This is a genomic window from Burkholderia sp. FERM BP-3421, assembly GCF_028657905.1.
Lineage (GTDB): Bacteria > Pseudomonadota > Gammaproteobacteria > Burkholderiales > Burkholderiaceae > Burkholderia.
Window position 1 is genome coordinate 1,453,551 of the sequence record NZ_CP117782.1, and the last position, 26,112, is coordinate 1,479,662.

Annotated in this window: 18 protein-coding genes; 4 read left to right on the top strand and 14 right to left on the bottom strand. The window is 66.1% G+C overall.

Annotation, left to right across the window (positions count from 1 at the left end; genetic code table 11):
- Positions 1-29: 29 nt before the first annotated feature.
- From Bsp3421_RS22480 to typA, 6 genes are all read right to left on the bottom strand, one after another.
- Entirely contained in the window at positions 30-443 is a 414-nt protein-coding gene (locus tag Bsp3421_RS22480) for a transposase (RefSeq protein ID WP_274003562.1), read from the bottom strand.
- Between the two features lie 177 nt (positions 444-620).
- Positions 621-1,718 carry a cell division protein ZapE gene (gene zapE, locus Bsp3421_RS22485; protein ID WP_274003563.1) on the bottom strand — a complete coding sequence of 366 codons (1,098 nt, stop codon included), beginning with the start codon at positions 1,716-1,718 and terminating at the stop codon, positions 621-623.
- A 97-nt stretch (positions 1,719-1,815) separates the two neighbouring features.
- Positions 1,816-3,246, bottom strand: a complete 1,431-nt coding sequence (gene lpdA / locus Bsp3421_RS22490) for a dihydrolipoyl dehydrogenase (RefSeq protein WP_274003566.1) — start codon at positions 3,244-3,246, stop codon at positions 1,816-1,818.
- A 93-nt stretch (positions 3,247-3,339) separates the two neighbouring features.
- Positions 3,340-4,629, bottom strand: a complete 1,290-nt coding sequence (odhB, locus tag Bsp3421_RS22495; RefSeq protein WP_274003567.1) for a 2-oxoglutarate dehydrogenase complex dihydrolipoyllysine-residue succinyltransferase — start codon at positions 4,627-4,629, stop codon at positions 3,340-3,342.
- A gap of 120 nt (positions 4,630-4,749) precedes the next feature.
- Positions 4,750-7,614, bottom strand: coding sequence for a 2-oxoglutarate dehydrogenase E1 component (locus Bsp3421_RS22500; protein ID WP_274003569.1), 2,865 nt, complete (start codon positions 7,612-7,614; stop codon positions 4,750-4,752).
- Between the two features lie 329 nt (positions 7,615-7,943).
- A complete protein-coding gene (typA, locus tag Bsp3421_RS22505; RefSeq protein WP_274003571.1) occupies positions 7,944-9,770 on the bottom strand; it encodes a translational GTPase TypA in 1,827 nt (608 codons plus the stop codon).
- Positions 9,771-10,073: 303 nt separating this feature from the next.
- Between typA and Bsp3421_RS22510 the strand changes: the two genes are divergently transcribed.
- From Bsp3421_RS22510 to Bsp3421_RS22525, 4 genes are all read left to right on the top strand, one after another.
- Positions 10,074-10,574, top strand: coding sequence for a MarR family winged helix-turn-helix transcriptional regulator (locus Bsp3421_RS22510; RefSeq protein WP_252984211.1), 501 nt, complete (start codon positions 10,074-10,076; stop codon positions 10,572-10,574).
- Between the two features lie 84 nt (positions 10,575-10,658).
- Positions 10,659-12,152: an efflux transporter outer membrane subunit gene (locus Bsp3421_RS22515; protein ID WP_274003573.1), complete on the top strand. Its 1,494-nt coding sequence runs from the start codon at positions 10,659-10,661 to the stop codon at positions 12,150-12,152.
- Positions 12,153-12,234: 82 nt separating this feature from the next.
- Positions 12,235-13,461, top strand: coding sequence for an EmrA/EmrK family multidrug efflux transporter periplasmic adaptor subunit (locus Bsp3421_RS22520; protein ID WP_274003576.1), 1,227 nt, complete (start codon positions 12,235-12,237; stop codon positions 13,459-13,461).
- 24 nt (positions 13,462-13,485) lie between these two features.
- Complete coding sequence (locus Bsp3421_RS22525; RefSeq protein WP_274003579.1) at positions 13,486-15,045, top strand: DHA2 family efflux MFS transporter permease subunit; 1,560 nt, start codon at positions 13,486-13,488, stop codon at positions 15,043-15,045.
- Between the two features lie 136 nt (positions 15,046-15,181).
- Here Bsp3421_RS22525 and truB read toward each other — a convergent pair whose 3' ends face one another.
- The 8 genes from truB to Bsp3421_RS22565 form a co-directional block, all read right to left on the bottom strand.
- Positions 15,182-16,126 carry a tRNA pseudouridine(55) synthase TruB gene (gene truB / locus Bsp3421_RS22530; protein WP_274004319.1) on the bottom strand — a complete coding sequence of 315 codons (945 nt, stop codon included), beginning with the start codon at positions 16,124-16,126 and terminating at the stop codon, positions 15,182-15,184.
- Between the two features lie 17 nt (positions 16,127-16,143).
- A complete protein-coding gene (gene rbfA, locus Bsp3421_RS22535) occupies positions 16,144-16,512 on the bottom strand; it encodes a 30S ribosome-binding factor RbfA (RefSeq protein WP_274003581.1) in 369 nt (122 codons plus the stop codon).
- A 118-nt stretch (positions 16,513-16,630) separates the two neighbouring features.
- On the bottom strand, positions 16,631-19,546 hold the full coding sequence (infB, locus tag Bsp3421_RS22540; protein ID WP_274003582.1) for a translation initiation factor IF-2: 2,916 nt from the start codon (positions 19,544-19,546) through the stop codon (positions 16,631-16,633).
- A 91-nt stretch (positions 19,547-19,637) separates the two neighbouring features.
- Positions 19,638-21,113 carry a transcription termination factor NusA gene (gene nusA / locus Bsp3421_RS22545; RefSeq protein ID WP_274003585.1) on the bottom strand — a complete coding sequence of 492 codons (1,476 nt, stop codon included), beginning with the start codon at positions 21,111-21,113 and terminating at the stop codon, positions 19,638-19,640.
- The gene (gene rimP, locus Bsp3421_RS22550) at positions 21,110-21,571 is read right to left on the bottom strand and encodes a ribosome maturation factor RimP (protein WP_274003586.1); all 462 of its coding nucleotides are present in this window, start codon (positions 21,569-21,571) and stop codon (positions 21,110-21,112) included. The genes nusA and rimP overlap by 4 nt, the downstream gene beginning before the upstream one ends.
- 301 nt (positions 21,572-21,872) lie before the next feature.
- A complete protein-coding gene (rluB, locus tag Bsp3421_RS22555; RefSeq protein ID WP_274003587.1) occupies positions 21,873-23,675 on the bottom strand; it encodes a 23S rRNA pseudouridine(2605) synthase RluB in 1,803 nt (600 codons plus the stop codon).
- A 58-nt stretch (positions 23,676-23,733) separates the two neighbouring features.
- Positions 23,734-24,726, bottom strand: coding sequence for an SMC-Scp complex subunit ScpB (scpB, locus tag Bsp3421_RS22560; RefSeq protein WP_274003588.1), 993 nt, complete (start codon positions 24,724-24,726; stop codon positions 23,734-23,736).
- Between the two features lie 319 nt (positions 24,727-25,045).
- Entirely contained in the window at positions 25,046-25,948 is a 903-nt protein-coding gene (locus Bsp3421_RS22565; RefSeq protein WP_274003589.1) for a LysR family transcriptional regulator, read from the bottom strand.
- Positions 25,949-26,112: the final 164 nt, after the last annotated feature.

Below are 26,112 nucleotides of genomic sequence, written 5' to 3' on the forward strand. Positions count from 1 at the left end.
GCCGGGCCGGTTTGTTTTTGGGGCATCGTTCAACTCAGGCCGCGCGCCTCCAGCAGACGCGCTTGCAGGGGGCTCGGCCGCCGCTCGTGATCGACGGCATGGCGCGCCTCGGCCGCCTTCGAATGCGGATGCGTGCGCATCCGGGCGCCCATCACCTCGCACAGATCGTCACTGGCCGAGCCGAACAATTCGACGAGCACCTGCTTGAGCGCGCCCGTCTCGTGCCAGACCTTGAAGCGGCGATGGCAAGTTTGGTAGGAGGGATAGCGGCGCGGTATCGCGGACCAGGTCGCGCCGCTGTAGATCACCCACAGCACGCCGTTCAACACCGCGCGCGTGTTTGCCAGGGGCCGCCCGCGCAATTCGGTGCGCGGGCGCAGTTCGGGCAGCAAGGCGGCAACGCGCTGCCATTCATCATCGGTAATGTCGCGATACGGCGTCATGTACTTCTCCGTTCGTAGAAAGCATGACGCAACGATATCGAGTCGACCTGACCTTGAATATAAGACAGATCCGAATTTAAAAATAGTTAATCTCGAATTAACGTAAGTTAACTCTCTTACACACGCCTTCGCGCTACGGGGGTGTTCAGCGCTCCGAATGATCGGCAGCGCTGCGCATCACGTGAGCGAGGTGTCAACGATGCGCCGGGGCGCTTCAAGATACTCCTTCGACTGCATCTCGACGATGCGCGACACGGTCCGGCTGAATTCGTTGGCCATCGGCCCTTCGAGATACAGCGCCTCGGGCGGCACCGCGGCCGACATCAGCAGCTTCACCTTGTGATCGTAGAGCACGTCGATGAGCCAGGTGAAGCGACGCGCTTCCGACGCCATGCGCGGCGACATCTGCGGCACCTCGGACAGCACGATCGCATGGAAACGGCTGGCCAGTTCCAGATAATCGTTCTGCGAACGTGGTCCACCGCACAGAGTCGCGAAATCGAACCAGACGACGCCATCCGCCTTGCGCAGCGCCTTCAGCTCGCGCTTCTCGATATGCAGCAGCGGGCTCTCGTCCGGTACCGCCGCGAGCTTCCCGAACGCGTGCCGCAACGCGCGGTCCGCTTCCGCGCCGAGCGGCGTGTGATACATCTGCACCTGCGCGAGCGTGCGCTGCCGGTAATCGACGCCGGCATCGACATTGAGCACGTCGAGCCTGTCATTGATCAGCGCGATCGCGGGCAGCATCCGGTCGCGATGCAGGCCGTCCGGATACAGGTCGTCCGGCCGGTAATTCGAGGTCATCACGAATTGCACACCGTTATTGAACAATCGGTCGAGCAATCGATACAGGATCATCGCATCGGCGATGTCGGACACATGGAATTCGTCGAAGCAGATCAACCGATAGCGCTTCGTGATACGGCGCGCCAGTTCGTCGAGCGGATCGGCCTGCCCCTTCAATTCCTCGAGTTCGCGATGCACCTCGCGCATGAACTCGTGGAAATGCAGGCGGGTCTTGCGCTGCACCGGCACGACCGCGTAGAAGCTGTCCATCAGGAAGCTCTTGCCGCGCCCCACCCCGCCCCACATGTACACGCCGCGCGGCAGATCCGGATGGATGATGAGCTTCTTGAACGCATTCGAGCGGCGCGCCTTGTAGGCAACCCATTCGTCGAAGCATCGTTGCAGGCGGTCGACCGCGGCGCGCTGCGCGGAATCGGACTGGTAGCCGCGCGTCTTCAGTTCGCGCTCGTAGTATTCGGTGACGTTCATCATGCAGGCCGGTAAACACAAAGGCGAGCGGGAAATCCCGCCCGCCTTTGTCATGGAACCGCGACGCCGGCCGCGCGCGGCCGGCGCTTCAACGCGCTCAGCTGTTCAGCGAACGCTTGTCGACGGCCAGCGCCGCCTCGCGCATCACTTCGGACAGCGACGGGTGCGGATGGCTGATCCGGGCGATGTCTTCCGACGCCGCCTTGAATTCCATCGCGACCACCGCCTCGGCGATCAGGTCCGACGCATTCGCGGAGATCACGTGCACGCCGAGCAGTTCGTCGGTCTTCGCATCGGCGATCATCTTCACGAAACCGTCCGGCGCGTTCATGCCGAGCGCGCGGCCGTTGATCGAGAACGGGAACTTGCCCGACTTGATCTCGCGGCCTTCCGCCTTGAGCTGCTGCTCCGTCTTGCCGACCCACGCGATTTCCGGCTGGGTGTAGATCACCCACGGAATGCAGTTGTAGTCGATGTGCGGCTTCTGGCCGTCGATCACTTCCGCGACCAGCACGCCTTCGTCTTCCGCCTTGTGCGCGAGCATCGGGCCGCGCACCACGTCGCCGATCGCGTAGACGTTCGGCAGCGCGGTCCGGCAGTGATCGTCCACGTCGATGAAGCCGCGCTCGTTGGCCTTCAGCCCGATCGATTCCAGGCCGAGGTTGTCGGTGTTCGGCACGCGGCCGATCGATACGATCAGGCGATCCGCTTCGAGCGTCTGCGCGTTGCCGTCCTTGTCGGCGTAGGCGATCGACACGCCGTTCGCATCGGCCTTCACGTCGCCGATCTTCACGCCGAGATGGATGTTGAGGCCCTGCTTCTTGAACAGCTTCGCCGCTTCCTTCGCGAGCGCCTCGTCAGCCGCGCCGAGGAACGCCGGCAGCGCTTCGAGCACCGTCACTTCGGCGCCCAGGCGACGCCACACCGAGCCCAGCTCCAGGCCGATCACGCCCGCGCCGATCACGGCGAGCTTCTTCGGCACCGCGTCGAAGGTCAGCGCGCCTTCGTTGTCGACGACGATCTTGTTGTCGACCGGCACGTTCGGCAGGTGACGCGCCTTCGAGCCCGTCGCGATGATCACGTTCTTCGCGGTCACGACTTCGGTTTCGCCTTCGCCGCTGACCTCGATCTGCACGCCGGCGTCGGTCTTGCCGGTGAACTTGCCGTGGCCCTTGAGCCAGGTGATCTTGTTCTTCTTGAACAGGAACTCGATCCCGCTCGTCATCTTCTCGACGATCGCGTCCTTGCGGCCGATCATCTTCGCGATGTCCATCTTCACGTCGCCCACCGTGATGCCGTGGTCGGCCAGGTGATGCGACGCCTTCTCGAATTCCTCCGACGACGCGAGCAGCGCCTTCGACGGAATGCAGCCGACGTTCAGACAGGTGCCGCCGAGCTTCAGCGCGCCCGCCGGGTTCTTCCATTTCTCGATACAGGCAACCGTTTTGCCCAGTTGAGCGGCGCGGATCGCGGCGATGTAGCCGCCAGGGCCGGCGCCGATCACGACGACGTCAAATTCCTTGGACATGACAATCCTTTTCTATGGCCGCCGCGCCGCGCCGCGGCGCCCGGATGGGCGCGCAGCGCACGCGGCGGCGGTTCAATGCGGGAGAAGCCGGGCTTACAGGTCGAGCAGCAGGCGGGCCGGATCTTCCAGCGCGTCCTTCATCGCGACCAGCGACAGCACCGCTTCGCGGCCGTCGATGATGCGGTGGTCGTACGACAGCGCCAGGTAGTTGATCGGGCGGATCACGATCTGACCATTCTCGACCACCGGGCGCTCCTTCGTCGCGTGCACGCCGAGGATCGCCGACTGCGGCGGGTTGATGATCGGGGTCGACAGCATCGAGCCGAACACGCCGCCGTTCGAGATCGAGAACGTACCGCCCGTCATTTCCTCGATCGACAGCTTGCCGTCCTTCGCCTTCTGGCCGAATTCCGCGATCTTCTTCTCGATCTCGGCGAGGCTCAGCTGATCCGCGTTGCGCAGGATCGGCACCACGAGGCCGCGCGGCGAACCGACCGCGATGCCGATGTCGAAGTAGCCGTGGTAGACGATGTCGTTGCCGTCGATCGACGCGTTCACGAGCGGGAATTTCTTCAGCGCGTGCACCGCGGCCTTCACGAAGAACGACATGAAGCCAAGCTTCACGCCGTGTTCCTTCTCGAACTTGTCCTTGTACTTCGCACGCAGGTCCATCACGGGCTGCATGTTCACTTCGTTGAACGTCGTCAGGATGGCGTTGGTCTGCTGCGACTCGAGCAGACGCTCGGCGATCCGCGCGCGCAGGCGCGACATCGGCACGCGCTGCTCCGGACGGTCGTTCAGCCAGGTCGTCGCCGACGCCGGAACCTTCACGTCCGGCAGCGCGGCAGCCTTCTTCGCCGGAGCCGGAGCGGCAGCCGGAGCGGCAGCCGGAGCGGCCTTCGCCGGTGCGGCGCCTGCGCCCAGCACGTCGCCCTTCGTGATGCGGCCGTCGCGGCCCGAGCCCGGCACCTGGCCCGCTTCGAGGCCCTTCTCGGCCATCAGCTTGGCGGCGGCCGGCGATGCGCTCGCGCTCGCCGACGCGGCAGCGGCGGGTTGCGCGGCGGCTGCCGGCGCGGCGGTAGCCGCCGGAGCCGGCTGCACTTCGGCGGCGCCGGCGGCGGCAGCAGCGGCGCCAGCCTTGGCTTCGGTGTCGATCGTCGCGATCAGCTGGTCGGCGACCACGGTGTCGCCGTCGTTTTGCAGCACTTGTGCGAGCACGCCTGCAGCGGGCGCCGGCACTTCGAGCACGACCTTGTCGGTCTCGAGTTCGATCAGGATTTCATCTTGCGCGACGGCTTCGCCGGGCTTCTTCTTCCACTGCAGCATGGTTGCTTCCGAAACCGACTCGGAAAGCTGGGGGACTTTGACTTCTACGATAGCCATGTGATTTTCCTGGATGCCTAATCTGGGTGATGACGGGTTCCGGCGCACCGCCGCGCAGCGCGCGGCGCACCCGGCGGGTGCGGGAAGGCGCCGTGCGCCTTCCCGTCGCGCCGCGTCTGGTTATTTCGCGATCGATGCGCTCTTCAAGCGGCCGAATGCACCCTCGATGAGGGCCTTCTGCTGCTCGTAGTGCTTCGCGTAGTAGCCGACAGCCGGCGAGGCCGAGGCCGGGCGGCCGCTGTATGCCAGCTTCTGCCCTTCCTTCATGCCTTCGCGCAGGTGGTGTTCGATGTAGAACCACGGGCCCTGATTTTGCGGCTCGTCCTGCACCCAGACCACTTCAGTCGCGTTCTCGTACTTCCTGAGTTCCGCTTCGAACTGCTTGTGCGCGAACGGATACAGCTGTTCGATACGCACGATGGCGACGTCGTTCGCCTTCGCCTCGCGACGATGCGCGACGAGGTCGTAGTACACGCGGCCCGAGCAGGCCAGCACGCGCTTGACCTTCTTCGCATCGATGCCGCCGTCGATTTCGCCCAGCACCGGCTGGAACGAACCCTTCGCGAGCTCCGACAGATCCGACACCGCTTCCTTGTGGCGCAGCAGCGACTTCGGCGTCGCGACCACGAGCGGCTTGCGGAACAGGCGGATCATCTGGCGACGCAGCAGGTGGAAGATCTGCGCGGGCGTCGTCGGCTGGACCACTTGCATGTTGTGGTCCGCGCACAGCTGCAGGAAGCGCTCGATACGGGTCGACGAGTGCTCCGGACCCTGGCCTTCGTAGCCGTGCGGCAGCAGCATCGTGAGGCCCGACACGCGGCCCCACTTCACTTCGCCCGACGAGATGAACTGGTCGATCACGACCTGCGCCCCATTGACGAAGTCGCCGAACTGCGCTTCCCAGGCGACGAGCGTGTTCGGCTCGGCGGTCGAGTAGCCGTATTCGAAGCCCAGCACCGCCTCTTCCGACAGCACCGAGTCGATCACCGTGAACTTCGCCTGGCCTTCGGCGATGTTCTGCAGCGGCACGTAGGTGCCGTCGTTCCAGCGCTCGCGGTTCTGGTCGTGCAGCACCGCGTGACGGTGCGTGAAGGTGCCGCGGCCCGAATCCTGGCCGGTCAGGCGCACCGAGTAGCCCGATGCGACGAGCGACGCGTACGCGAGATGCTCGCCCATGCCCCAGTCGAGCGGCTGATCGCCGCGCGCCATGTTGCGGCGGTCGTTGATCACGCGCTCGACGAGCGGGTGGACCTTGAAGTTTTCCGGGATCGTCGTGATGCGTTCGCCGAGGCGCTTCAGTTCGGCGAGCGGCACGGCCGTATCGGCTGCGTCCGTCCACTTGCGGTTCAGGAACGGCACCCAGTCGACCGCGTACTTGCTCTTGTAGTTCGACAGGACCGGGTCGACCGTGTGGTGGCCGTCGTCCATCGCCTTGCGGTACGCCTTCACGTAGTTGTCGGCGTCTTCCGCGGTGATCACGCCCTGCTGCACGAGCTTCTCGGCGTACAGCGCGCGGGTGCCCGGGTGCTGCGCGATCTTCTTGTACATCAGCGGCTGCGTGACGGCCGGCGTGTCCTGCTCGTTGTGGCCGAGCTTGCGGAAGCAGACGATGTCGATCACGACATCCTTGTGGAACTGCATCCGGTAGTCGATCGCGATCTGCGTCGCGAGCACCACCGCTTCCGGATCATCGCCGTTCACGTGCAGCACCGGCGCTTCGATCATCTTGACCACGTCGGTGCAGTACAGCGTCGAGCGCGCATCGCGCGGGTCGGACGTCGTGAAGCCGATCTGGTTGTTGATGACGACGTGCAGCGTGCCGTGCGTGCCGTAGCCGCGCGTCTGCGCGAGGTTCAGCGTTTCCATCACGACGCCCTGGCCCGCGAAGGCCGCGTCGCCGTGGATCTGCACCGGCAGCACCTGGAGGCCGTCCGCGTCGCCGCGGCGGTCCATCCGCGCCTTCGCCGAACCCTCGACCACCGGGTTGACGATTTCGAGGTGCGACGGGTTGAACGCGAGCGACAGGTGCACCGGGCCGCCTTCCGTCGAGATATCCGACGAGAAGCCCTTGTGGTACTTGACGTCGCCGGCCGGCAGGTCGTCGACGTGCTTGCCCTCGAACTCCGCGAACAGGTCGGCCGGCATCTTGCCGAGCGTGTTGACGAGCACGTTCAGGCGGCCGCGGTGGGCCATGCCGATGACGATTTCCTGCACGCCCTTCGAGCCTGCGTGCTGGACCACTTCGTCCATCGACGCGATGAAGCTCTCGCCGCCTTCGAGCGAGAAGCGCTTCTGGCCGACGTACTTGGTGTGCAGGTAGCGCTCGAGGCCTTCGGAGGCCGTCAGGCGATTCAGGATGTGCTTCTTCTTCTCGGGCGAGAAGTTCGGCGTCGCGCGGGTCGACTCGAGGCGCTCCTGCCACCAGCGCTTCTGCTCCGGATCGCCGATGTACATGTACTCGGCGCCGATCGTGCCGCAATACGTGTCGCGCAGGCCCTTCACGATATCGCGCAGCGATGCCTGGTCGAAACCGAAATAGAGATTGCTGGCGCTGAAGGTCTGGTCGAGATCCGCTTCGGAGAAATCGTAGAACGCGGGTTCGAGCTCGGGGATCGCCGGGCGCTCGCGGCGCTTGAGCGGATCGAGGTTGGCCCATTGCGAGCCGAGGAAGCGATACGCGCTGATCAGGGACTGGACGTGCACCTGCTTGCGGGCGGTGGCGAGATTGCTGCCGCTTTCGCGCGGCACGAAGGCATTGGCCTTCGCGCGCTGGGCGAACGATTCGACGATCGGGTTATGCGCGACGTCGTTGGCGTTCGTGCCGTCGGTCGCGGGGACGTTCTGCAGCGCGTCGAAATACTCGCGCCAGTTATCCGGAACCGACGCCGGATTGTCCAGGTAGGCTTCGTATAGTTCTTCAACATACGAAGCATTGCCGCCGAACAAATACGAGTTCAGCTGGAACTGCTTCATTACATCTGACATTTTACGCTCACCTTTCTTCGAGCTTCTCGAGAAATAGCGGGTTGCACAAACCTTCCGCGACACGGCCTGACCGTTTAGCGGATTGCGAATCAAGTCTTGCTTGGAAGGACCTAAAACTTTCGTGCGCGCAGCATATCACAGAACCGCCCTCCCGGCGCACCTCGTCAGGGGTCCGAAAGCCCCGTGCGACGGGCTTTCGCGGCTTTCACAGGGATTCCCCGAAGGCCCGGCAACAATGTTTTTCACGGCCCTTTCGGAAACCGTGCGACGCACCCAAAAAAGCCGCCCGGAGGCGGCTTTTTGGTTCGGCGCCGACGCAGCGGCTGCGTTCAGTCGACCGCGGTCTCGCGGCTCGCGCGGCGACGCTCGTGCTCCTTCAGGTGGCGCTTGCGCAGGCGGATCGACTGCGGCGTCACTTCGACCAGTTCGTCGTCGTCGATGAACTCGACCGCGTATTCGAGCGACATCTGGATCGCCGGCACGAGGCGCACGGCCTCGTCGGTGCCCGATGCACGCACGTTGGTCAGCTGCTTGCCCTTGATCGGATTCACGACCAGGTCGTTGTCGCGGCTGTGGATCCCGATGATCATGCCCTCGTACAGCGCATCGCCCGGCTTCACGAACATGCGGCCGCGATCCTGCAGCTTCCACAGTGCGTAGGCCACCGCCGCGCCGTCATCCTGCGAGATCAGCACGCCGTTGCGGCGCTCGCCGACCGAGCCTTCCTTGACCGGTGCGTACGAATCGAAAATGTGGCTCATCAGGCCGGTGCCGCGCGTGAGCGTGAGGAACTCGCTCTGGAAGCCGATCAGGCCGCGCGCCGGGATGCGGTATTCGAGACGCGTGCGACCGCGCCCGTCGGATGCCATGTCGAGCATTTCGCCCTTGCGGCGACCCAGCTCCTCCATCACGCCGCCCTGGTTTTCGTCCTCGACGTCGACCGTCAGCAGTTCGTACGGCTCATGCTTCACGCCGTCGACTTCCTGCATCACGACGCGCGGACGCGACACCGCCAGCTCGTAGCCTTCGCGACGCATGTTCTCGACCAGGATCGTCAGGTGCAGCTCGCCGCGACCCGACACTTCGAACACCGTTTCGTCGCCCGTGTCGCGCACGCGCAGCGCGACGTTGTGGTTCAGCTCCTTCATCAGGCGATCGCGGATCTGGCGGCTCGTGACGAACTTGCCTTCACGGCCGGCGAGCGGCGACGAGTTGACGAGGAAGTTCATCGTCAGCGTCGGTTCGTCGACGGTGATCATCGGCATCGCTTCGGGGGTGTCCACCGCGCAGATCGTCGCGCCGATGCCCACATCCTCGATCCCGTTGATCAGCACGATGTCGCCCGCCTCGGCGGATTCGACCTGCACGCGCTCGAGACCCTTGAACGACAGCACCTGGTTGATCTTGCGGTTCAGCACGTCGCCGTCCGGGCCGAAGCGCATCACGACCGGCTGGCCCGGCTTGATGCGGCCGCGCGTGATGCGGCCGACGCCGATCCGGCCGACATAGGTCGAGTAGTCGAGCGAAGTGATCTGCAGCTGCAGCGGCGCTTCCGGATCGGCCGGCCGCACCGGCACGTGCTCGAGGATCGCCTCGAACAGCGGACGCATGTCGCCGTCGCGCGCCGACGCGTCGAGCGAGGCGTAGCCGTTCAGGCCCGATGCGTAGACGATCGGGAAGTCGAGCTGCTCTTCGGTGGCGCCGAGCTTGTCGAACAGATCGAAGGTCTGGTTGATCACCCAGTCGATGCGGGCGCCCGGACGGTCGATCTTGTTGATCACGACGATCGGCTTCAGGCCCAGCGCGAGTGCCTTCTTCGTGACGAAGCGGGTCTGCGGCATCGGGCCCTCGACCGCGTCGACCAGCAGCAGCACCGAGTCGACCATCGACAGCACGCGCTCCACTTCGCCGCCGAAGTCGGCGTGCCCCGGGGTGTCGACAATGTTGATGTGCGTACCTTCGTACTCGACCGCGCAGTTCTTCGCGAGAATCGTGATCCCGCGCTCTTTTTCGATGTCGTTCGAGTCCATCACCCGTTCCGCGATCTGCTGGTTCTCTCGGAAGGTGCCGGATTGACGCAGCAGTTGGTCGACGAGCGTTGTCTTGCCGTGGTCGACGTGGGCAATGATGGCGATATTGCGAAGGGCGCGGGTCATAGAAACCTGGAAATCGGAGCCTGAAGGTACAAACGCGCAAACGCGCACATGTCTATTCACACATGCGCGCGCCATGCAGCTGGGAAGCCTCAAATTATAGCACGCAGACAAGTCCGCACCGGACCTTTCGCTGCGACGCAACACCCACGCCCTTCCCGGACGGGTTCCACCACCGATAGCCCCACTCCGTGAATGGGCAATAACCGGCCGCCAGCGCGCCCACGCCCGTTGCATTAACATTTGTCGCGGCAACTAATCGTGCCTATACTGCTGCCTAGTCAACTATTGCAGCCTCAGAGAATTATGTCGGATCCGTCCACCTCTTCTTCCCCGTCGGACCTGTCGCTGTCTGCGTACCAGATCAACGAAAGCGTCGGTTACCTGATGTCGCGCGTGAAGTCGCTGATGACGAACATGGTCACGCAGCGCACGCAGACCGAGCTCGGCATCACCGGCACCCAGGCGAGCATGCTGTTCATGCTCGCGGTCGGCCGCTGCTCGACCGCCGCCGAACTCGCGCGCGAGTACGGCATCGACGCGAGCGCGATCACGCGCCTGCTCGACCGCGTCGAGAAACGCGGCCTGCTGTCGCGGGTGCGCAGCAGCGAGGATCGGCGCGTGGTCCGGCTGGAGCTGACCGACGAGGGGCGCGAGCTGGCCGCGCGCATGCCTGAAATCTTCCGCGGCGTGCTCGAACAACTGCTGGACGGCTTCACGCCGGAAGAAGTCGGCTTTCTGAAAAGCATGTTGCGGCGCATTCTCGGCAACGCCTGCGAGAACGCCGGCGGCATCACACCGCAATAATTGCCACATCAATAGTTTTAGACAGATAAATGTAAGGAAATCCTTGCAGTGTCCACTATCCCGTCCGAGTCAGGAAACACCGTGATGAAAAACCTTCCGTCGTCCGCGCACCTTCACGCCGGCCGCGCCGCGCTGGCCGCGGCGGCGGCCGCGTTCGCGCTCGCGGGTTGCGCGAACTACATCGGCATCAAGAGCGACAAGCAGATCGCGCCCGCGTCGCAGTTCGAGACCGCGCGCAGCCTGCCCGGCGAAGGGGGCCCGTGGCCCGCGCTCGACTGGGCCGGCCAGTTCGGCGATCCGCAGCTGCCGAAGCTGATCGACGAGGCGCTCGCCGGCAGCCCGTCGATCGCGCAGGCGCAGGCGCGCATCGCGAAGGCGGCGTCGTATATCGAGTCGTCGCGCGCGACGCTGCTGCCGAAGGCCGACGCGAAGTATTCGTGGACCCGCGAGCTGTATTCGGGCAACGGGCTGTTCCCGCCGCCGTACGGCGGCAGCTGGTACAGCGAGAACAACGCGCTCGCGAGCGCGTCGTGGGAGCTCGACCTGTGGGGCAAGAACCGCGCGCGGCTGGCGATGGCCGTGTCGCAGGAAAAAGCCGCCGAAGCGGACCTGCAGCAGGCGCGCGTGACGCTCGCGTCGTCGGTGGCGCGCACCTACAACCAGCTCGCGCAGCTGTACGCGCTGCGCGACATCGCGCAACGCGAGATCGGCAACCGCGAGACCGTGGGCAAGATCACCGACGGCCGGGTCGGCGCGGGGCTCGACACCAACGTCGAGCGGCAGACCGCACGCGGCAACGTCGCGACCAGCCAATCGACGCTGTCGGATCTCGACGGCCAGATCACGACGACGCGCTACCAGCTCGCGGCGCTGCTCGGCAAGGGCCCGGATCGCGGGCTGTCGATCGCCGAGCCGGTGCTGAACCCGAGCGGCGCGGTGGCGCTGCCGGACAACCTGCCGGCCGATCTGGTCGCGCGGCGGCCGGACCTGGTGGCCGCGCGCTGGCAGGTGGAGGCGGCGCTGCACAACGTGAAGGAAGCGAAGGCGGAGTTCTACCCCGACGTGAACCTCGCGGCGGGCTTCGGTTTCGATGCGTTCGGCTGGGGCAAATTCCTCAATTTCGCGAGCCGGCAGGCGCAGTTCGGCCCGGCGATCCACTTGCCGATCTTCGATGCGGGCGCGCTGCGCGCGCAGCTCAAGGGCCGCTATGCGGACTTCGATCTCGACGTGGCGAACTACGACCAGACGCTCGTGAACGCGCTGAACGAGGTGGCGACGCAGGTGTCGTCGATCCGCTCGATCGACCAGCAGATGGGCGATGCGCAGCGCGCGCTCGACGCGTCGACGAAGGCTTACGAGCTGGCGGTGATCCGCTACAAGGGCGGGCTGTCGCCGCAGCTGCAGGTATTGAACGCGGACAGCAACCGGCTCGCGGCCGAACAGACGGTGACGAACCTGAAGATGCGCCGGCGCGATCTGCAGATCGGCCTGATCCGCGCGCTCGGCGGCGGCTTCGACGCGACCGGCACGCGGCTCGCCGCGCCCGTGGTCGCGCGGCAGGCATCGAATGCGAACTGAGGCGGATTGAGCCGCCCGCCGCCCGAACCGATTCCAATTCATACACACACGTACTACTCGAGATAAGACGGAGAAACTCGCCATGAGCGACCCTCAACAAAACGCCACCAGCGCGCAGCCGCAATCCAACGGCAAGCGCAAGCGGATGATGACGCTGCTGATCCTGGTGGTCGTGATCGCCGCGATTGCCTACGGCCTCTACTACTTCCTCGTCGCGCGCTTCCACGAGTCGACCGACGATGCCTACGTGAACGGCAACGTCGTGCAGATCACGCCTCAGGTGACGGGCACCGTGATCGCGGTGAACGCGGACGACACGCAGACCGTGAAGGCCGGCGACCCGCTCGTGGTGCTCGACCCGGCGGACTCCCAGGTCGCGCTGCAGCAGGCCGAGGCGAATCTCGCGCAGACCGTGCGCCAGGTGCGCGGCCTGTATGTCAACGACGACCAGTACCGCGCGCAGGTCGCGCTGCGCCAGTCCGACCTGTCGCGCGCGCAGGACGACCTGCGCCGCCGCCTCGCGGTGGCGCAGACGGGCGCGGTGTCGCAGGAAGAGATCTCCCACGCGCGCGACGCGGTCAAGGGCGCGCAGGCCTCGCTCGACGCCGCGCAGCAGCAGCTCGCGTCGAATCGCGCACTGACCGCCAACACGACGATCGCCGATCACCCGAACGTCCTCGCCTCCGCCGCCAAGGTGCGCGACGCCTACCTGAACAATGCGCGCAACACGCTGCCCGCGCCGGTCACGGGCTACGTCGCGAAACGCTCGGTGCAGGTCGGCCAGCGCGTGTCGCCGGGTGCGCCGCTGATGTCGGTGGTGCCGCTCAACGCGGTGTGGGTCGATGCGAACTTCAAGGAAGTGCAGCTCAACCATATGCGGATCGGTCAGCCGGTCGAACTGACGGCCGACATCTACGGCTCGTCGGTCACGTATCACGGCAAGGTCGTCGGTTTCTCGGCAGGAACGGGCTCCGCGTTCTCGCTGCTGCCCGCGCAGAACGCGACCGGCAACTGGATCAAGGTCGTGCAGCGCCTGCCCGTGCGGATCGAACTCGATCCGCAGGAACTGGCGAAGCATCCGCTGCGGATCGGCCTGTCGATGCAGGTCGAGGTCTCCATCAAGGATGAAAGCGGCAATCAGCTCGGCAACGTGCAGAACACGATCTACCAGACCGATGTGTTCGCGAAGTACGGCGACGAGGCCGATGCCGAGATCGCCCGCATCATCCGCGCGAACGCCGGCAACGGCGCGCCGGCCGCGGCAAGCGCGCCGGCCAAGGTCACGGGCAACGTGTCGAAGCTGATGTAAGCGGCGCACGTTCCAAAGGACACCATGGCACAGCCACAAGCCTCCTACCCTCCGCTGCAAGGCGGACAGCTCGTGCTCGGCACGATCGCGGTGTCGCTCGCCGTTTTCATGAACGTGCTCGACACCTCGATCGCCAACGTCGCAATCCCGACCATCTCGGGCGACCTCGGCGTATCGTCCGACCAGGGGACCTGGGTCATCACCTCGTTCGCGGTCGCGAACGCGATCTCGGTCCCGTTGACGGGCTGGCTCACTGACCGCATCGGCCAGGTGCGCCTGTTCCTCGCCTCGATCATCCTGTTCGTGATCTCGTCGTGGCTGTGCGGTCTCGCGCCCACGCTGCCGTTCCTGCTCGCCTCGCGCGTGCTGCAGGGCGCGGTGGCGGGGCCGATGATCCCGCTGTCGCAGGCGCTGCTGCTGTCGAGCTACCCACGCGCGAAGGCGCCGATGGCGCTCGCGCTGTGGGCGATGACCACGCTGATCGCGCCGGTCGCCGGCCCGATCCTCGGCGGCTGGATCTCCGACAACTATTCGTGGCCGTGGATCTTCTACGTCAACATCCCGGTCGGCATCGCCGCCGCGGCAGTGACCTGGATGATCTATCGCAACCGCGAATCGACGGTCCGCAAGGCGCCGATCGACGGCGTCGGGCTCGCGCTGCTGGTGGTCTGGGTCGGTTCGCTGCAGATCATGCTCGACAAGGGCAAGGATCTCGACTGGTTCGCCTCGACGACGATCGTCGTGCTCGCGCTGACCGCGGTCATCGCGTTCGCCTTCTTCGTCGTATGGGAGCTGACCGCGGAGCATCCGGTCGTCGACCTGTCGCTGTTCCGGACGCGCAACTTCTCGGGCGGCACGATCGCGCTGTCGGTCGGCTACGGGCTGTATTTCGGCAATCTCGTGCTGCTGCCGCTGTGGCTGCAGACCCAGATCGGCTATACCGCGACCGACGCCGGCCTCGTGATGGCGCCCGTCGGGCTGTTCGCGATCCTGCTGTCGCCGCTCACAGGCAAGATCCTGCCGCGCACCGACCCGCGCTACATCGCGACCGCGTCGTTCCTGACCTTCGCGCTGTGCTTCTGGATGCGCTCGCGCTACACCACGGGCGTCGACGAATGGTCGCTGACGCTGCCCACGCTGGTGCAGGGAATCGCGATGGCGGGCTTCTTCATCCCGCTCGTCTCGATCACGCTGTCCGGCCTGCCCGGGCATCGGATCCCGGCCGCGTCGGGGCTGTCGAACTTCGTGCGGATCATGTTCGGCGGGATCGGTACGTCAGTGTTCCAGACCGCGTGGGATCATCGCAACAACTTCCACCATGCGCAGCTGGTCGAGCAGGCGAACGTCTACAACCCGACCTTCAACCAGGCCGTCACGCAGATGGGCAGCCTCGGCCTGACCGACCAGCAGGCCCACGGCCTCATCAACAATCTCGCGACCCAGCAGGCCGCGCAATTGGGGGTGAACGACCTGTTCTACATCTCGGCGGCGATCTTCGTGCTGCTGATCGGCCTCATCTGGATCACCAAGCCCGAACGCTCGGGCGGCGGCGATTCGAGCGCGGCGGCATCGGCCGCGCACTGAGCTGCGCGGGAAAATGACGAACGGCCCGTTGGTTTCATCGAACCAACGGGCCGTTTTCTCGCGCGGACGCCTTGCCGGCGCGCGCCCCGCGACGCATCAGGATGCCGGCCGCGGCGTCCCGCGCCCGGCCGGCGCATCAAGCGGCATCGCCGCCGCCGGCCAGCAGCCGCTTCGGGGCCAGCACGCCGCTGTTGATCACGCCCACGCCGAGCAGGCGCCCGCCCTCATCGTAGACGCGCACCGTTTCGCCGTCGGCGAACGTCTGCGCCATGCCGAGATCCTCGAGCCGGATGCGCTGCCCCTGCAACAGGCGCCGCGCGCCGTCAGCCGCGAGCGTCATGCTCGGAAACGTCGACAGCAGCGCATCGACGGGCCGCAGCCACGCATCGCGCTCGCCCTCCGCCGCATCGGACAACGCATCGAGCGTCACCGCGTGCTCGAGCGTCAGCGCGCCGACGCCCGTGCGCCGCAGCGCGACCAGGTGCGCGCCGCAACCGAGCATCTCGCCGATGTCCTCGGCAAGCGTGCGGACGTAGGTGCCCTTGCTGCAGGTCACGCGGAAGCTCACGTCAGGCAGCGCGCACGCGATCCGCTCCAGCGCGTGGATCGTGACCTGGCGGCCTTCGCGCTCGACCGTCTGTCCGGCGCGCGCGTATTCGTACAATGGCTTGCCGTCGCGCTTGAGCGCCGAGTACATCGGCGGCACCTGCACGATCTCGCCGCGGAAGCGCGCAAGCGCCGCGTCGACGGCCGCGACGTCGCAGCGCACCTCGCGCGTGTCGATCGCCTCGCCTTCGGCGTCGCCCGTGGTCGTGCGGATGCCGAGACGCATCGTCGCCTCGTAGGTCTTGTCGGCCTCGAGCAGATCCTGGGAAAACTTGGTGGCCTCGCCGAAGCACAGCGGCAGCAGGCCGGACGCCAGCGGATCGAGCGTGCCGGTATGGCCGGCCTTCTTGGCGAGATAGAGGCGCTTCGCGCGGATCAGCGCATCATTGCTGGACAGCCCGATGGGCTTGTCGAGCAACAGCACGCCGTCGAGCATGCGGCGCGGCACGCGCGGACGTTGTGGTGCAGTCGTCATGGTCATGCGGCGCTCGTTCAGTCGTCCTTCGCCCGCGTCGCATTCGCCTCGTCGATCAGGCGCGACATCTCGTGCGCCTTCTCGGTCGTCTTGTCGTAATGGAAGTGCAGCGTCGGCACGGTATGGATGTGCAGGCGCTTGAACAGCAGGTTGTGCAAGTGGCCCGCGGCGTGGTTCAACGCCTCCTGGGTCGCGGCGGGATCGCCGGTCAGCACCGTGAAATAGACCTTCGCATGCGCGTAATCCGGCGTCAGCTCGACGCTCTGGATCGTCACGATGCCGATCCGCGGGTCCTTGACCTCGCGCATGATGAGTTCGGACAGGTCGCGCTGGATCTGGTCCGCGATCTGCACGTTGCGATTGGGAGAAGTACGTTTCTTCGACATGATCAATCCGACATTCCGTTCTGCGGGCAGCGGGCCGGCGACGCTCGATGCGCCGCCGCCATGAAAAATGGGCGGGACAGGCCCAAGCCTGCCCCGCCCATGAGCCTGCGCGCCGTGATTACAAGGTACGCGCGACTTCCGTGACCTCGAAGACTTCGAATTGATCGCCTTCAACGATGTCGTTGAAATTCTTGATCGACATACCGCATTCGAAGCCCTGCTTCACTTCCTTCACATCGTCCTTGAAGCGCTTGAGCGAATCGAGCTCGCCCGTGAAGATGACGACGTTGTTGCGCAGCACGCGCACCGACGACGAGCGCTTGACCAGGCCGTCCGTGACCATACAGCCGGCCACCGCGCCGATCTTCGGCACCTTGAACACCTGGCGCACCTCGACCATGCCCGTGACCGTCTCGCGCTTTTCCGGCGCCAGCATGCCCGACATCGCCGCCTTCACCTCATCCACGGCGTCGTAGATGATGTTGTAGTAGCGGATGTCGATGCCGTTCGACTCGGCGAGACGCCGCGCCTGTGCATCGGCGCGCGTGTTGAAGCCGATGATGACCGCCTTCGATGCCGTCGCGAGGTTGACGTCGCTTTCGCTGATGCCACCGACCGCGCTGTGGACGATCTGCACGCGCACTTCGCTCGTCGACAGCTTGACGAGCGACTGCACGAGCGCTTCCTGCGAGCCCTGCACGTCAGCCTTGATGATGAGGGGCAGGTTCTGCACCTCGCCCTCGCCCATCTGCTCGAGCATGCTTTCGAGCTTCGCGGCCTGCTGCTTCGCGAGCTTGACGTCGCGGAACTTGCCCTGGCGGAACAGCGCGATTTCGCGCGCCTTGCGCTCGTCCGGCAGCACGATGACTTCCTCGCCTGCGCCCGGCACTTCCGACAGACCCTGGATCTCGACCGGAATCGACGGGCCGGCTTCCTTGGTCGGCTTGCCGTTCTCATCGAGCATCGCACGGACCCGGCCGTAAGCGGTGCCCGCAAGCACGACGTCGCCGCGGTTCAGCGTACCGGACTGCACGAGGATCGTCGCGACCGGCCCCTTGCCCTTGTCGAGCTTGGCTTCGATCACGATGCCCTTCGCCGGCGCCTCGACCGGCGCCTTCAGTTCGAGCACTTCGGCCTGCAGCAACACGTTCTCGAGCAGGTCGTCGATACCCGTGCCCGCCTTGGCGGACACCGGCACGAACGGCGAATCGCCACCGTATTCTTCCGGCACGACGCCTTCCGCGACCAGTTCCTGCTTCACGCGGTCCGGATTCGCTTCCGGCTTGTCGATCTTGTTGATCGCCACGACGATCGGCACGCCACCCGCCTTTGCGTGGGCAATGGCTTCCTTCGTCTGCGGCATCACGCCGTCGTCGGCCGCGACCACCAGGACCACGATGTCGGTTGCCTTCGCACCGCGGGCACGCATGGCCGTGAAGGCCTCGTGACCCGGCGTGTCGAGGAACGTGACGACGCCGCGCGGCGTCTCGACGTGGTAAGCGCCGATGTGCTGCGTGATCCCGCCCGCTTCACCGGCCGCCACCTTCGCGCGACGGATGTAGTCGAGCAGCGAGGTCTTGCCGTGGTCGACGTGGCCCATGACCGTGACGACCGGCGGACGCGGCAGTTGCTCCGCGTCGCTGCCCGTTTCGCCTTCGACCAGCAGCGCTTCCGGATCGTCCAGCTTCGCCGCGACCGCCCGGTGCCCCAGTTCCTCGACGATGATCATCGCCGTTTCCTGGTCCAGCACCTGGTTGATCGTGACCATCTGGCCGAGCTTCATCATGATCTTGATGACTTCCGACGCCTTCACCGACATCTTGTGCGCCAGGTCGGCGACCGAGATGGTTTCCGGCACGTGCACTTCACGCACGATCGGCTCGGTCGGCGCCTGGAACGACGACCCGTTGTCCTGGTGCTTGCCGCGCCCCTTCGGGCCGCCGCGCCAGCCGCGGTCGACGCCGCCGCTCGAATCGCCGCGCGTCTTGATGCCGCGGCGCTTCGCCGCGTCGTCCTGCCAGCCGCCCTTGCCACCCGGCTTCTTGCGGTCGCCCGCGGGCGCCGTGGTGGTGGTCGCCGGCGCGGCCGCGCCGGCCGGCTTCTTCGCAGCAGCCGGACGCGCCGTCTCGCCAGCCGGCTTGGCCGGCTTGTGCAGCGTGCCCTTGGCCTCGGCGGCCTTCGGCGGCTCGGCCGGCTTCGGCGGCTCGGGCGCCTTCACCTGGGCCTTGCGCGGCGTATTCATCATCTCGCGAATCGCGCGCGCTTCCGCCTCGGCGGCCTCGCGACGCTTGCGAATTTCTTCTTGTTCGGCGCGTGCCTTGTCCGCCGCCTCGCGGGCTGCGTCTTCGGCCTTCTTCGCCGCTTCGCGCTGCGCCGCGCGATCCGCGGCGGCGCGCTCGTCTTCCTGCGTCTGCACTTGTGCTTCCTTCGCCTGCTCTTCTTCCTTGGCGGCAGCAACCTGCTGCGCCACCTGCGCCACCTGAGCGGCTTCCGCAGCACGCTTCGCGGCTGCGTCTTCCTCGGCGCGGCGACGCTCGGCCTCGGCCGCCTCTTCCTTGGCCCGACGCTCGGCTTCCTCGCGTTCCAGGCGTTCCTGGCGCTCGCGCAGTTCCTGCGCCTGCTTCTCGAGCAGTTCCGCCTCGCGACGCGCCTCTTCTTCGCGACGCTTCAGATCCGCATCGGTTTCCGCATCCTGAGCCTGCTGATCGTGCTCGGCACCGGTCTCGCTCACGTCGTCACGCTTGACGAACGTGCGCTTCTTGCGCACCTCGACCTGAATGGTGCGAGCCTTGCCCGTCGCGTCGGCCTGCTTGATCTCCGACGTATGCCGGCGGGTCAGCGTGATCTTGCGCTTGTCGCCATCGGTCGCGCCGTGCGATTTACGCAAATGATCGAGCAGACGCGCCTTGTCCGTCTCGGACAGCGCATCGTCTTCACTCGCTTTCTGGACGCCCGCTGCCTGCAGCTGTTCGAGCAGCACACCAGCAGGCATTTTCAGTTCCGCGGCAAATTGGGCTACGTTGTTACTCGCCATTCATTCCTCTTAGTGCAAGGACCGATTCCTTGCGGTTAGCATCGGGTCAGGCCTTCCGGCCGCCAGCAAATCAATGCGCCATGTTCATATCTCACTGAAACCAGTGTTCGCGCGCCTTCATGATCAGCGCCTTTGCAGCTTCTTCTTCCATCCCGGTCATCTCGACCAGTTCGTCGACAGCCAGCTCGGCGAGATCGTCACGCGTCTGCACGCCCTGCTCGGCCAGCTTCGTGAGCAGTTCCGGCGTGAGGCCATCGAGACTTTTCAGATCGAGCGCGGCGTTTTCGACTTTCTCTTCGTTTGCGATCGCCATCGTCAGCAGCGCATCGCGCGCGCGGTTGCGCAGCTCGTGGACGGTGTCTTCGTCGAAAGCCTCGATTTCGAGCATTTCGTTCAACGGCACGTAGGCGATCTCTTCGAGGCTCGTGAAGCCTTCGTCGATCAGGATGTCCGCGACTTCCTCGTCGACGTCGAGGCGCGCCATGAACAGGCCGCGCAGCGTGTCGCGCTCCTCGTTCTGCTTCAGCGCGGATTCGTCCGGCGTCATGATGTTGATCTGCCAGCCGGTCAGTTCGCTCGCGAGGCGCACGTTCTGACCGCTGCGGCCGATCGCGATGGCCTGTTCGTTTTCGTCGACGACGACATCCATCGAGTGCTTTTCTTCATCGACGACGATCGACTGGACCGCTGCCGGCGCGAGCGCGCCGATCACGAACTGGGCAGGATCCTCCGACCATAGCACGATGTCGATGTTTTCGCCACCAAGCTCATTGCGCACGGCCTGCACACGCGAACCGCGGATGCCGACGCAGGTGCCGATCGGATCGATGCGCTTGTCGTAGGCGACCACGCCGATCTTCGCGCGCACGCCCGAATCACGCGCGGCCGCCTTGATCTCCAGCAGCCCCTGCTCGATCTCGGGCACTTCCATCTCGAACAGCTTCATCAGGAATTCGGGCGCGGTGCGCGACAGCTCGATCTGCGGACCGCGTGCGGTGCGATCGACCTTCGCGATATAGGCGCGCACGCGATCGCCGACCCGCAGGTTTTCCTTCGGAATCAGCTGGTCGCGGCGCAGCAGCGCCTCGACGCGGCCCGATTCGACGATGAAATTGCCCTTGTCGAGCCGCTTGACCGTGCCGGTCATGATCTTCTCGCCGCGCTCGAGGTAGTCGTTCAGGATCTGCTCGCGCTCCGCGTCGCGCACCTTCTGCAGGATCACCTGCTTGGCGGCCTGCGCGCCGATCCGGCCGAATTCGATCGAGGGCACCGGTTGCTCGATGTACTCGCCGACTTCGACGTCGGGGTGGTCTTCACGCGCCTCGAACAGCAGGATCTCGCGGTCCGGCTCTTGCAGGCCGGCCTCATCGGGTACGACGAGCCAACGCCGGAAGGTTTCGTGTTCGCCGCTCTCACGATCGATCTGGACGCGGATTTCGGCGCCTTCGTCGAACAGCTTCTTGGATGCGGATGCGAGCGCCGCCTCGAGGGCGCCCAGCACCACATCCTTGTCGACGTTCTTCTCGCGCGCCAGCGCATCCACCAGCATCAACACTTCGCGACTCATTGTTTGCGGCTCCTAAAATCAACGTGCGGAATCAGGCGGGCTTTGTCGATATCGGCCAGCGTGAAATCCAGCATGGCCGCCTCGCCCTTCTTCCTCTCAAATTCCAAACCGATCGTTTCGCCATTCGGCGCATGCAGGATGCCCCGGTAGGTCTTGCGGCCATCCAGCGGTTTCTTCAGGGTGATGACGATTTCGCTGCCCGCGAATCGTTCGAAATCAGTCAGCTTCTTCAACGGGCGGTCGAGTCCCGGGGACGAGACTTCGAGCCGTTCGTAATCGATGTTTTCGACCGTCAATACGTGCTGGAGCTGACGCGTGACCTTCTCGCAATCCTCGATCGCGATGCCGGCGGGCTGATCGATGTAGACGCACAGCATGCCGCGCCCGGTGCGCTCGAGATCGACCAGCTCGTAACCGAGCCCGGTGACCGTGGTTTCTATCAGTTCCGTCAGTTGCACAGTGTCCTCTCAGGTGTTCGCGCCCGCCGTTCGCGATTCACCCGCAGACGCGCGCCTTAGCTGGCGCGGAAGCGCTACCCGAGATGCCTAACCGTTTCAGCAAAAAAAAATGGGCGGAACGCCCATCTTCTTACCGTTGGTCGCACCTGAGCCGCACATCAAAAAACCCGCACGCCCAGCGACTTCGCGATTATAGCGTTTTTTGGCCCGAACGCAAAGCGGGAGCCCGCAAAACCCGCCTTGCGCGGCGATTTTGCGGGCCGTGGACGGGCTTTCGGCAACACCGGAACCCGCAACGGGTTCAGCGCCCGCGCGAGCGGTTGCGCGGCTGCTGCGCGCGCTGACCGCCGCGCCCGCCGCCCGCCGCATTGCCCTCGGCGCGGTTGCCGTTGCCGTTTGCGTTGCGGCCGCCGCCCTTGCCGGCAGCGCCGCGCTTGTTGCCGTTCGCACCGCCGTACGACATGCGATTGCCGTCGACGTCGCGGCCGCCCGCGCGGTTGCCGTTAGCGTTGCCGCCACCGTTGCCGTTGCCCGCCCGGTTGCCGAAGCCGCCGCCGTTGCCGCCACCATTACCCGAACGGTTGCCGTAGCCGCCGCTGCCGCCATTGCCCGGGCGATTGCCGTAGCCGGCGCCGCTCGGCAGGCCGCCATAGCTGGCGCCCACGCCGAACGCGCTGCCCGCCGCGCCACGCCGGCCGCCGCCGCGTCGCGGCTGGTCGAGCTGGCCATGCGTCGTCAGCACCGGCTCGCGGTTGAGGAAGCCCATCGAGGTTTGCATCGGGTCCGGCTGACGACGCTCGGCCTGATCGGCGCCACCGCCCCGCTTCGCCTTGTCCTCGCTCGGCGCCTTCAGGCCGACCGAGGCCATCAGACGACGGACTTCCGCCTCCTCCAGCTCCTCCCAGCGGCCGCGCTTCAGCCCGCGCGGCAACCCGATCGGACCGTGGCGCGTACGAATCAGGCGGCTCACCATCAGCCCGGCCGCCTCGAACATGCGTCGCACCTCGCGGTTGCGCCCTTCCGCCAGCGCCACGTGGTACCAGTGATTGGTGCCCTCGCCGCCGCCGTCACGGATGCGCAGGAAGTTCGCAGGACCGTCCTCCAGCTCGACGCCGTGCAGCAGCTTCTGGCGCATTCCTTCCGACAACTCGCCGACCACCCGCACCGCATACTCGCGCTCGACGCTGTAACGCGGGTGCATGAAGCGGTTCGCGAGATCGCCGGAGGTCGTCAGCATGAGCAGACCTTCGGTGTTGAAGTCGAGCCGGCCGACCGCCAGCCATTTCGCCGTCTTCATCGGCGGCAGGCGGTCGAACACCGACGCGCGCCCTTCCGGATCGGCGTGGCTCACGATCTCGCCCGTCGGCTTGTGATAGATCAGCACGCGCGGCGGCTTGTTCGGCAGCTTGCGCCTGACCGGCTTGCCGTTGATCCGCACCTGGTCGGTCGGCATGATGCGCTGGCCGATGTGAGCCGGCTCGCCGTTCACCGACACCCGGCCGGCCACGATCAGCTCTTCCATCTCGCGGCGCGAACCCATGCCGGCCTCCGCCAGCACCTTGTGCAGCTTCGGCGCGTCATCGTCCGGCGCCAGCACACGCTTGCTGGCCTGACGACCGCGGCGCAGCATCGGCGCGTGCGCGCCGCCTTCCGCCTCGTTGTCGGCATCGAATGCCGGCGACGTCACGTAGGCGAACACATCGTCCTGGCCGGCCTCGCCCGCGGCGCCCTCGGCAGCCGCGGCGGCGCCCCGCTTGCCCTTGGGAGCAGCCTGCCCCTGGCGCGCAGCCCCTTCTCGCTTGCCGGCCGCCGGCTTGCGCGGCGCCTTGGCCGCGCCTTCCTTGCGCGGCGCCCGTGCGGGCGGCTGCGCCTCGTCGCCGGCTTCCGGCGCGTCGACCGCGCCTTCCGCGCCGTCGCCGGTCTTCGATTTGGCCGCCGCCCGGCGGCGTGCGATCAGGCTGCGCGGACCGCGCCGCAGGCCGCGGCGCGGGCGTTGCTCGTCGCCGCCGGCGTCCTGAGCCTGCTGCTCGGGCGCTCCGTCGGCCCGCGCCGCCTGAACGGCATGCGCGGATTCAGACGCATCAGTGTCGTGGGTATCTGTCAAAACAACCTCAAAGTGTCAGGTCTCGCGCCCGTCGCGGGCGCGGCATGGGTTCGCCGCCTCAGGCGCGGCGCTGCGCGGGTTCTGCTTCGTCCGGCGGCTCGCTCGCGGGGGTCGCTTCGCTTGCGCTGCGCACAGCATCGGCGAGACTGTCGGGGGTATCCTCCAACGTCTCCGGCTGCGCCCGGTCCGGACCGGCGTCATGCGGGATGCCACCGATCGCGCCGCGGTCTTCCTCCGCCGCCTGTCCGGACGCCGCTTCGGCGACATCCGGTGCGCGGTTTGCTGCTTCCGGCGCCTGCCGGTCTGGATCGACCGGGACGCCGGGGTGTTCTTCCTCGCTCGCATCGGCGACGGCTTCCGACATCGCCTCCGATCCGGCCGGCGCCTCCGCGTCGGGCCCGCCTTCCGGCAATCCGCTTGCGGCGCTCGGCACGTCGGCCGCCGGTTCGCCGTCCGGCGCGGGCTCGACCGCATCGGCCTGCGCTCCATCCGCGAAATCGATCGACTGCTGCGCGAGCAAGCTGGCCTCGAGATGCGCCGCGGGCTCCTCGAGCGCAGGCAGTTCGTCCAGCGCCTTCAGCCCGAGATCGTCGAGAAACTGCTTGGTGGTCGCGTACAGCGCCGGGCGCCCCGGTACGTCGCGATGACCGATCACCTCGATCCAGCCGCGATCCTCGAGTTGCTTCACGACCTGCGTATTCACGGTCACGCCGCGAATTTCCTCGATATCGCCGCGCGTCACCGGCTGCCGGTACGCGATGATCGCAAGCGTCTCCAGCACCGCGCGCGAATACTTCGGCGGTTTTTCAGGATGCAGGCGGTCGAGATACGTGCGCATCGCGGGCTTGCTCTGAAAGCGCCACCCCGATGCGAGGCCGACAAGCTCGACGCCCCGCCCGGACCATTCCTGTTTTAGATCTTCGATCAATGTTCGGACTGTATCGGCCGACACGCTGTCGGCAAAGAGCTTGCGCAGATCGCCGAGCTTCAGCGGCTCCTGTGCGCAGATCAAAGCAGTCTCGAGGACGATCTTCGCCTCTTGGGTATTCATGCAGCTAGGCCAGACCCTGTGGTCAAACGAACCGGATCAATAAAAACAGACGAATAGGAACAGAAGACGCGCTCGCCCGATTCTGATCGGTCATATTGATGGGAGCACGAACCGGGGGTGGCGAAACGACGACCTTCAAGCCTGACCCAAACCGGACGGAACAGCGCGAAGCCATGATGGAATCGCGTGACTGAACGCCATCTTACGCAAAATCGCGCAGTGCGTAAAGATCATGTGCATAGGTCAAAAGACAGGCCGGAACGTCGGCGCGGCGGGCGGGCCGCGCCCGGCCGCCGCCCGCGCCCCGCGCGATGCCGCATCAGTCGAGCTCCTCCGAACGCGGCGGCATGTCCTTCACCAGCCCCCAGATCGCCTCGGCCGCGGGCGACAACGAGCGGTCGCGCCGCCGCACCAGCTCGACCGTGCGCTCCGCGCGCGGCGTGAGCGGCCGCGCGACGAGCGACGAACCGGCCGGCAGCGGCAGCGAAAGCCACGGCAGCACGCTGACGCCGACCCCCGCCTCGACCAGTCCGAACACCGTCGCGGAATGCCCCAATTCCTGTACCACCGGCGCGGCCACCCGGTGGGCCGCGAGCGCCGCGTCGATCAGCGGCCGGCTTCCGGATGCGTAATCGAGCAGCACCAGCCGCTCTCCGTCGAGCGCGGTCCAGGGCACGCTGTCGCGGGCCGCGAGCGGATGGTCGGCGCGCGCGACCAGGCAAAACGAATCGGTCATCAACGGCTCGCACACCACCTCGCCGACGGCGAGCGGCCCGATCACCACGCCGAAATCCACCTCCCCCGACTTCACTTTGTGGAGCACGTCGCTCTGCACATCATCACGCAACCCGAGCGTGACGAACGGAAACTGCCGCTCGCATGCGGCCACGACCCGCGGCATCAGGCGGCACGCGATCGTCGGGCTCGCGGCGACGATCACCCGGCCACGACGCTGCTCGCCGATCTCCCGGATCTCCCGCAGCGCGTCGTCGAGATCCACGAGCAGGCGCGACACGCTCGCGATCAGATTCGAGCCGACGTCGGTCAACTGCACGTCGCGCGTCGTCCGGTCGATCAGCTTGAGCCCGATCTCTCCCTCGAGTTCGCGCACGCAGCGGCTGACCGCGGACTGGGTCAGACCGATCTCGTCCCCCGCCCGGCTGAAGCTCCTGAGCCGCGCCACGGCGATGAACACCCGCAACTGCCGAAGGGTGATATTCATTGGCTAACCTCATCAATCCGATTCATCCATGCGCAATTCTATTGCGTCCCGCCGCCATCCTGCACGCATGTCTCGCTGCGGTGCAGCAGGTCCCGCCACGCACGCAGCTCGGGCCCTATTGCACAAGATTGGTGATTCTCCTTATTTGCGCGATGGTCATTTTG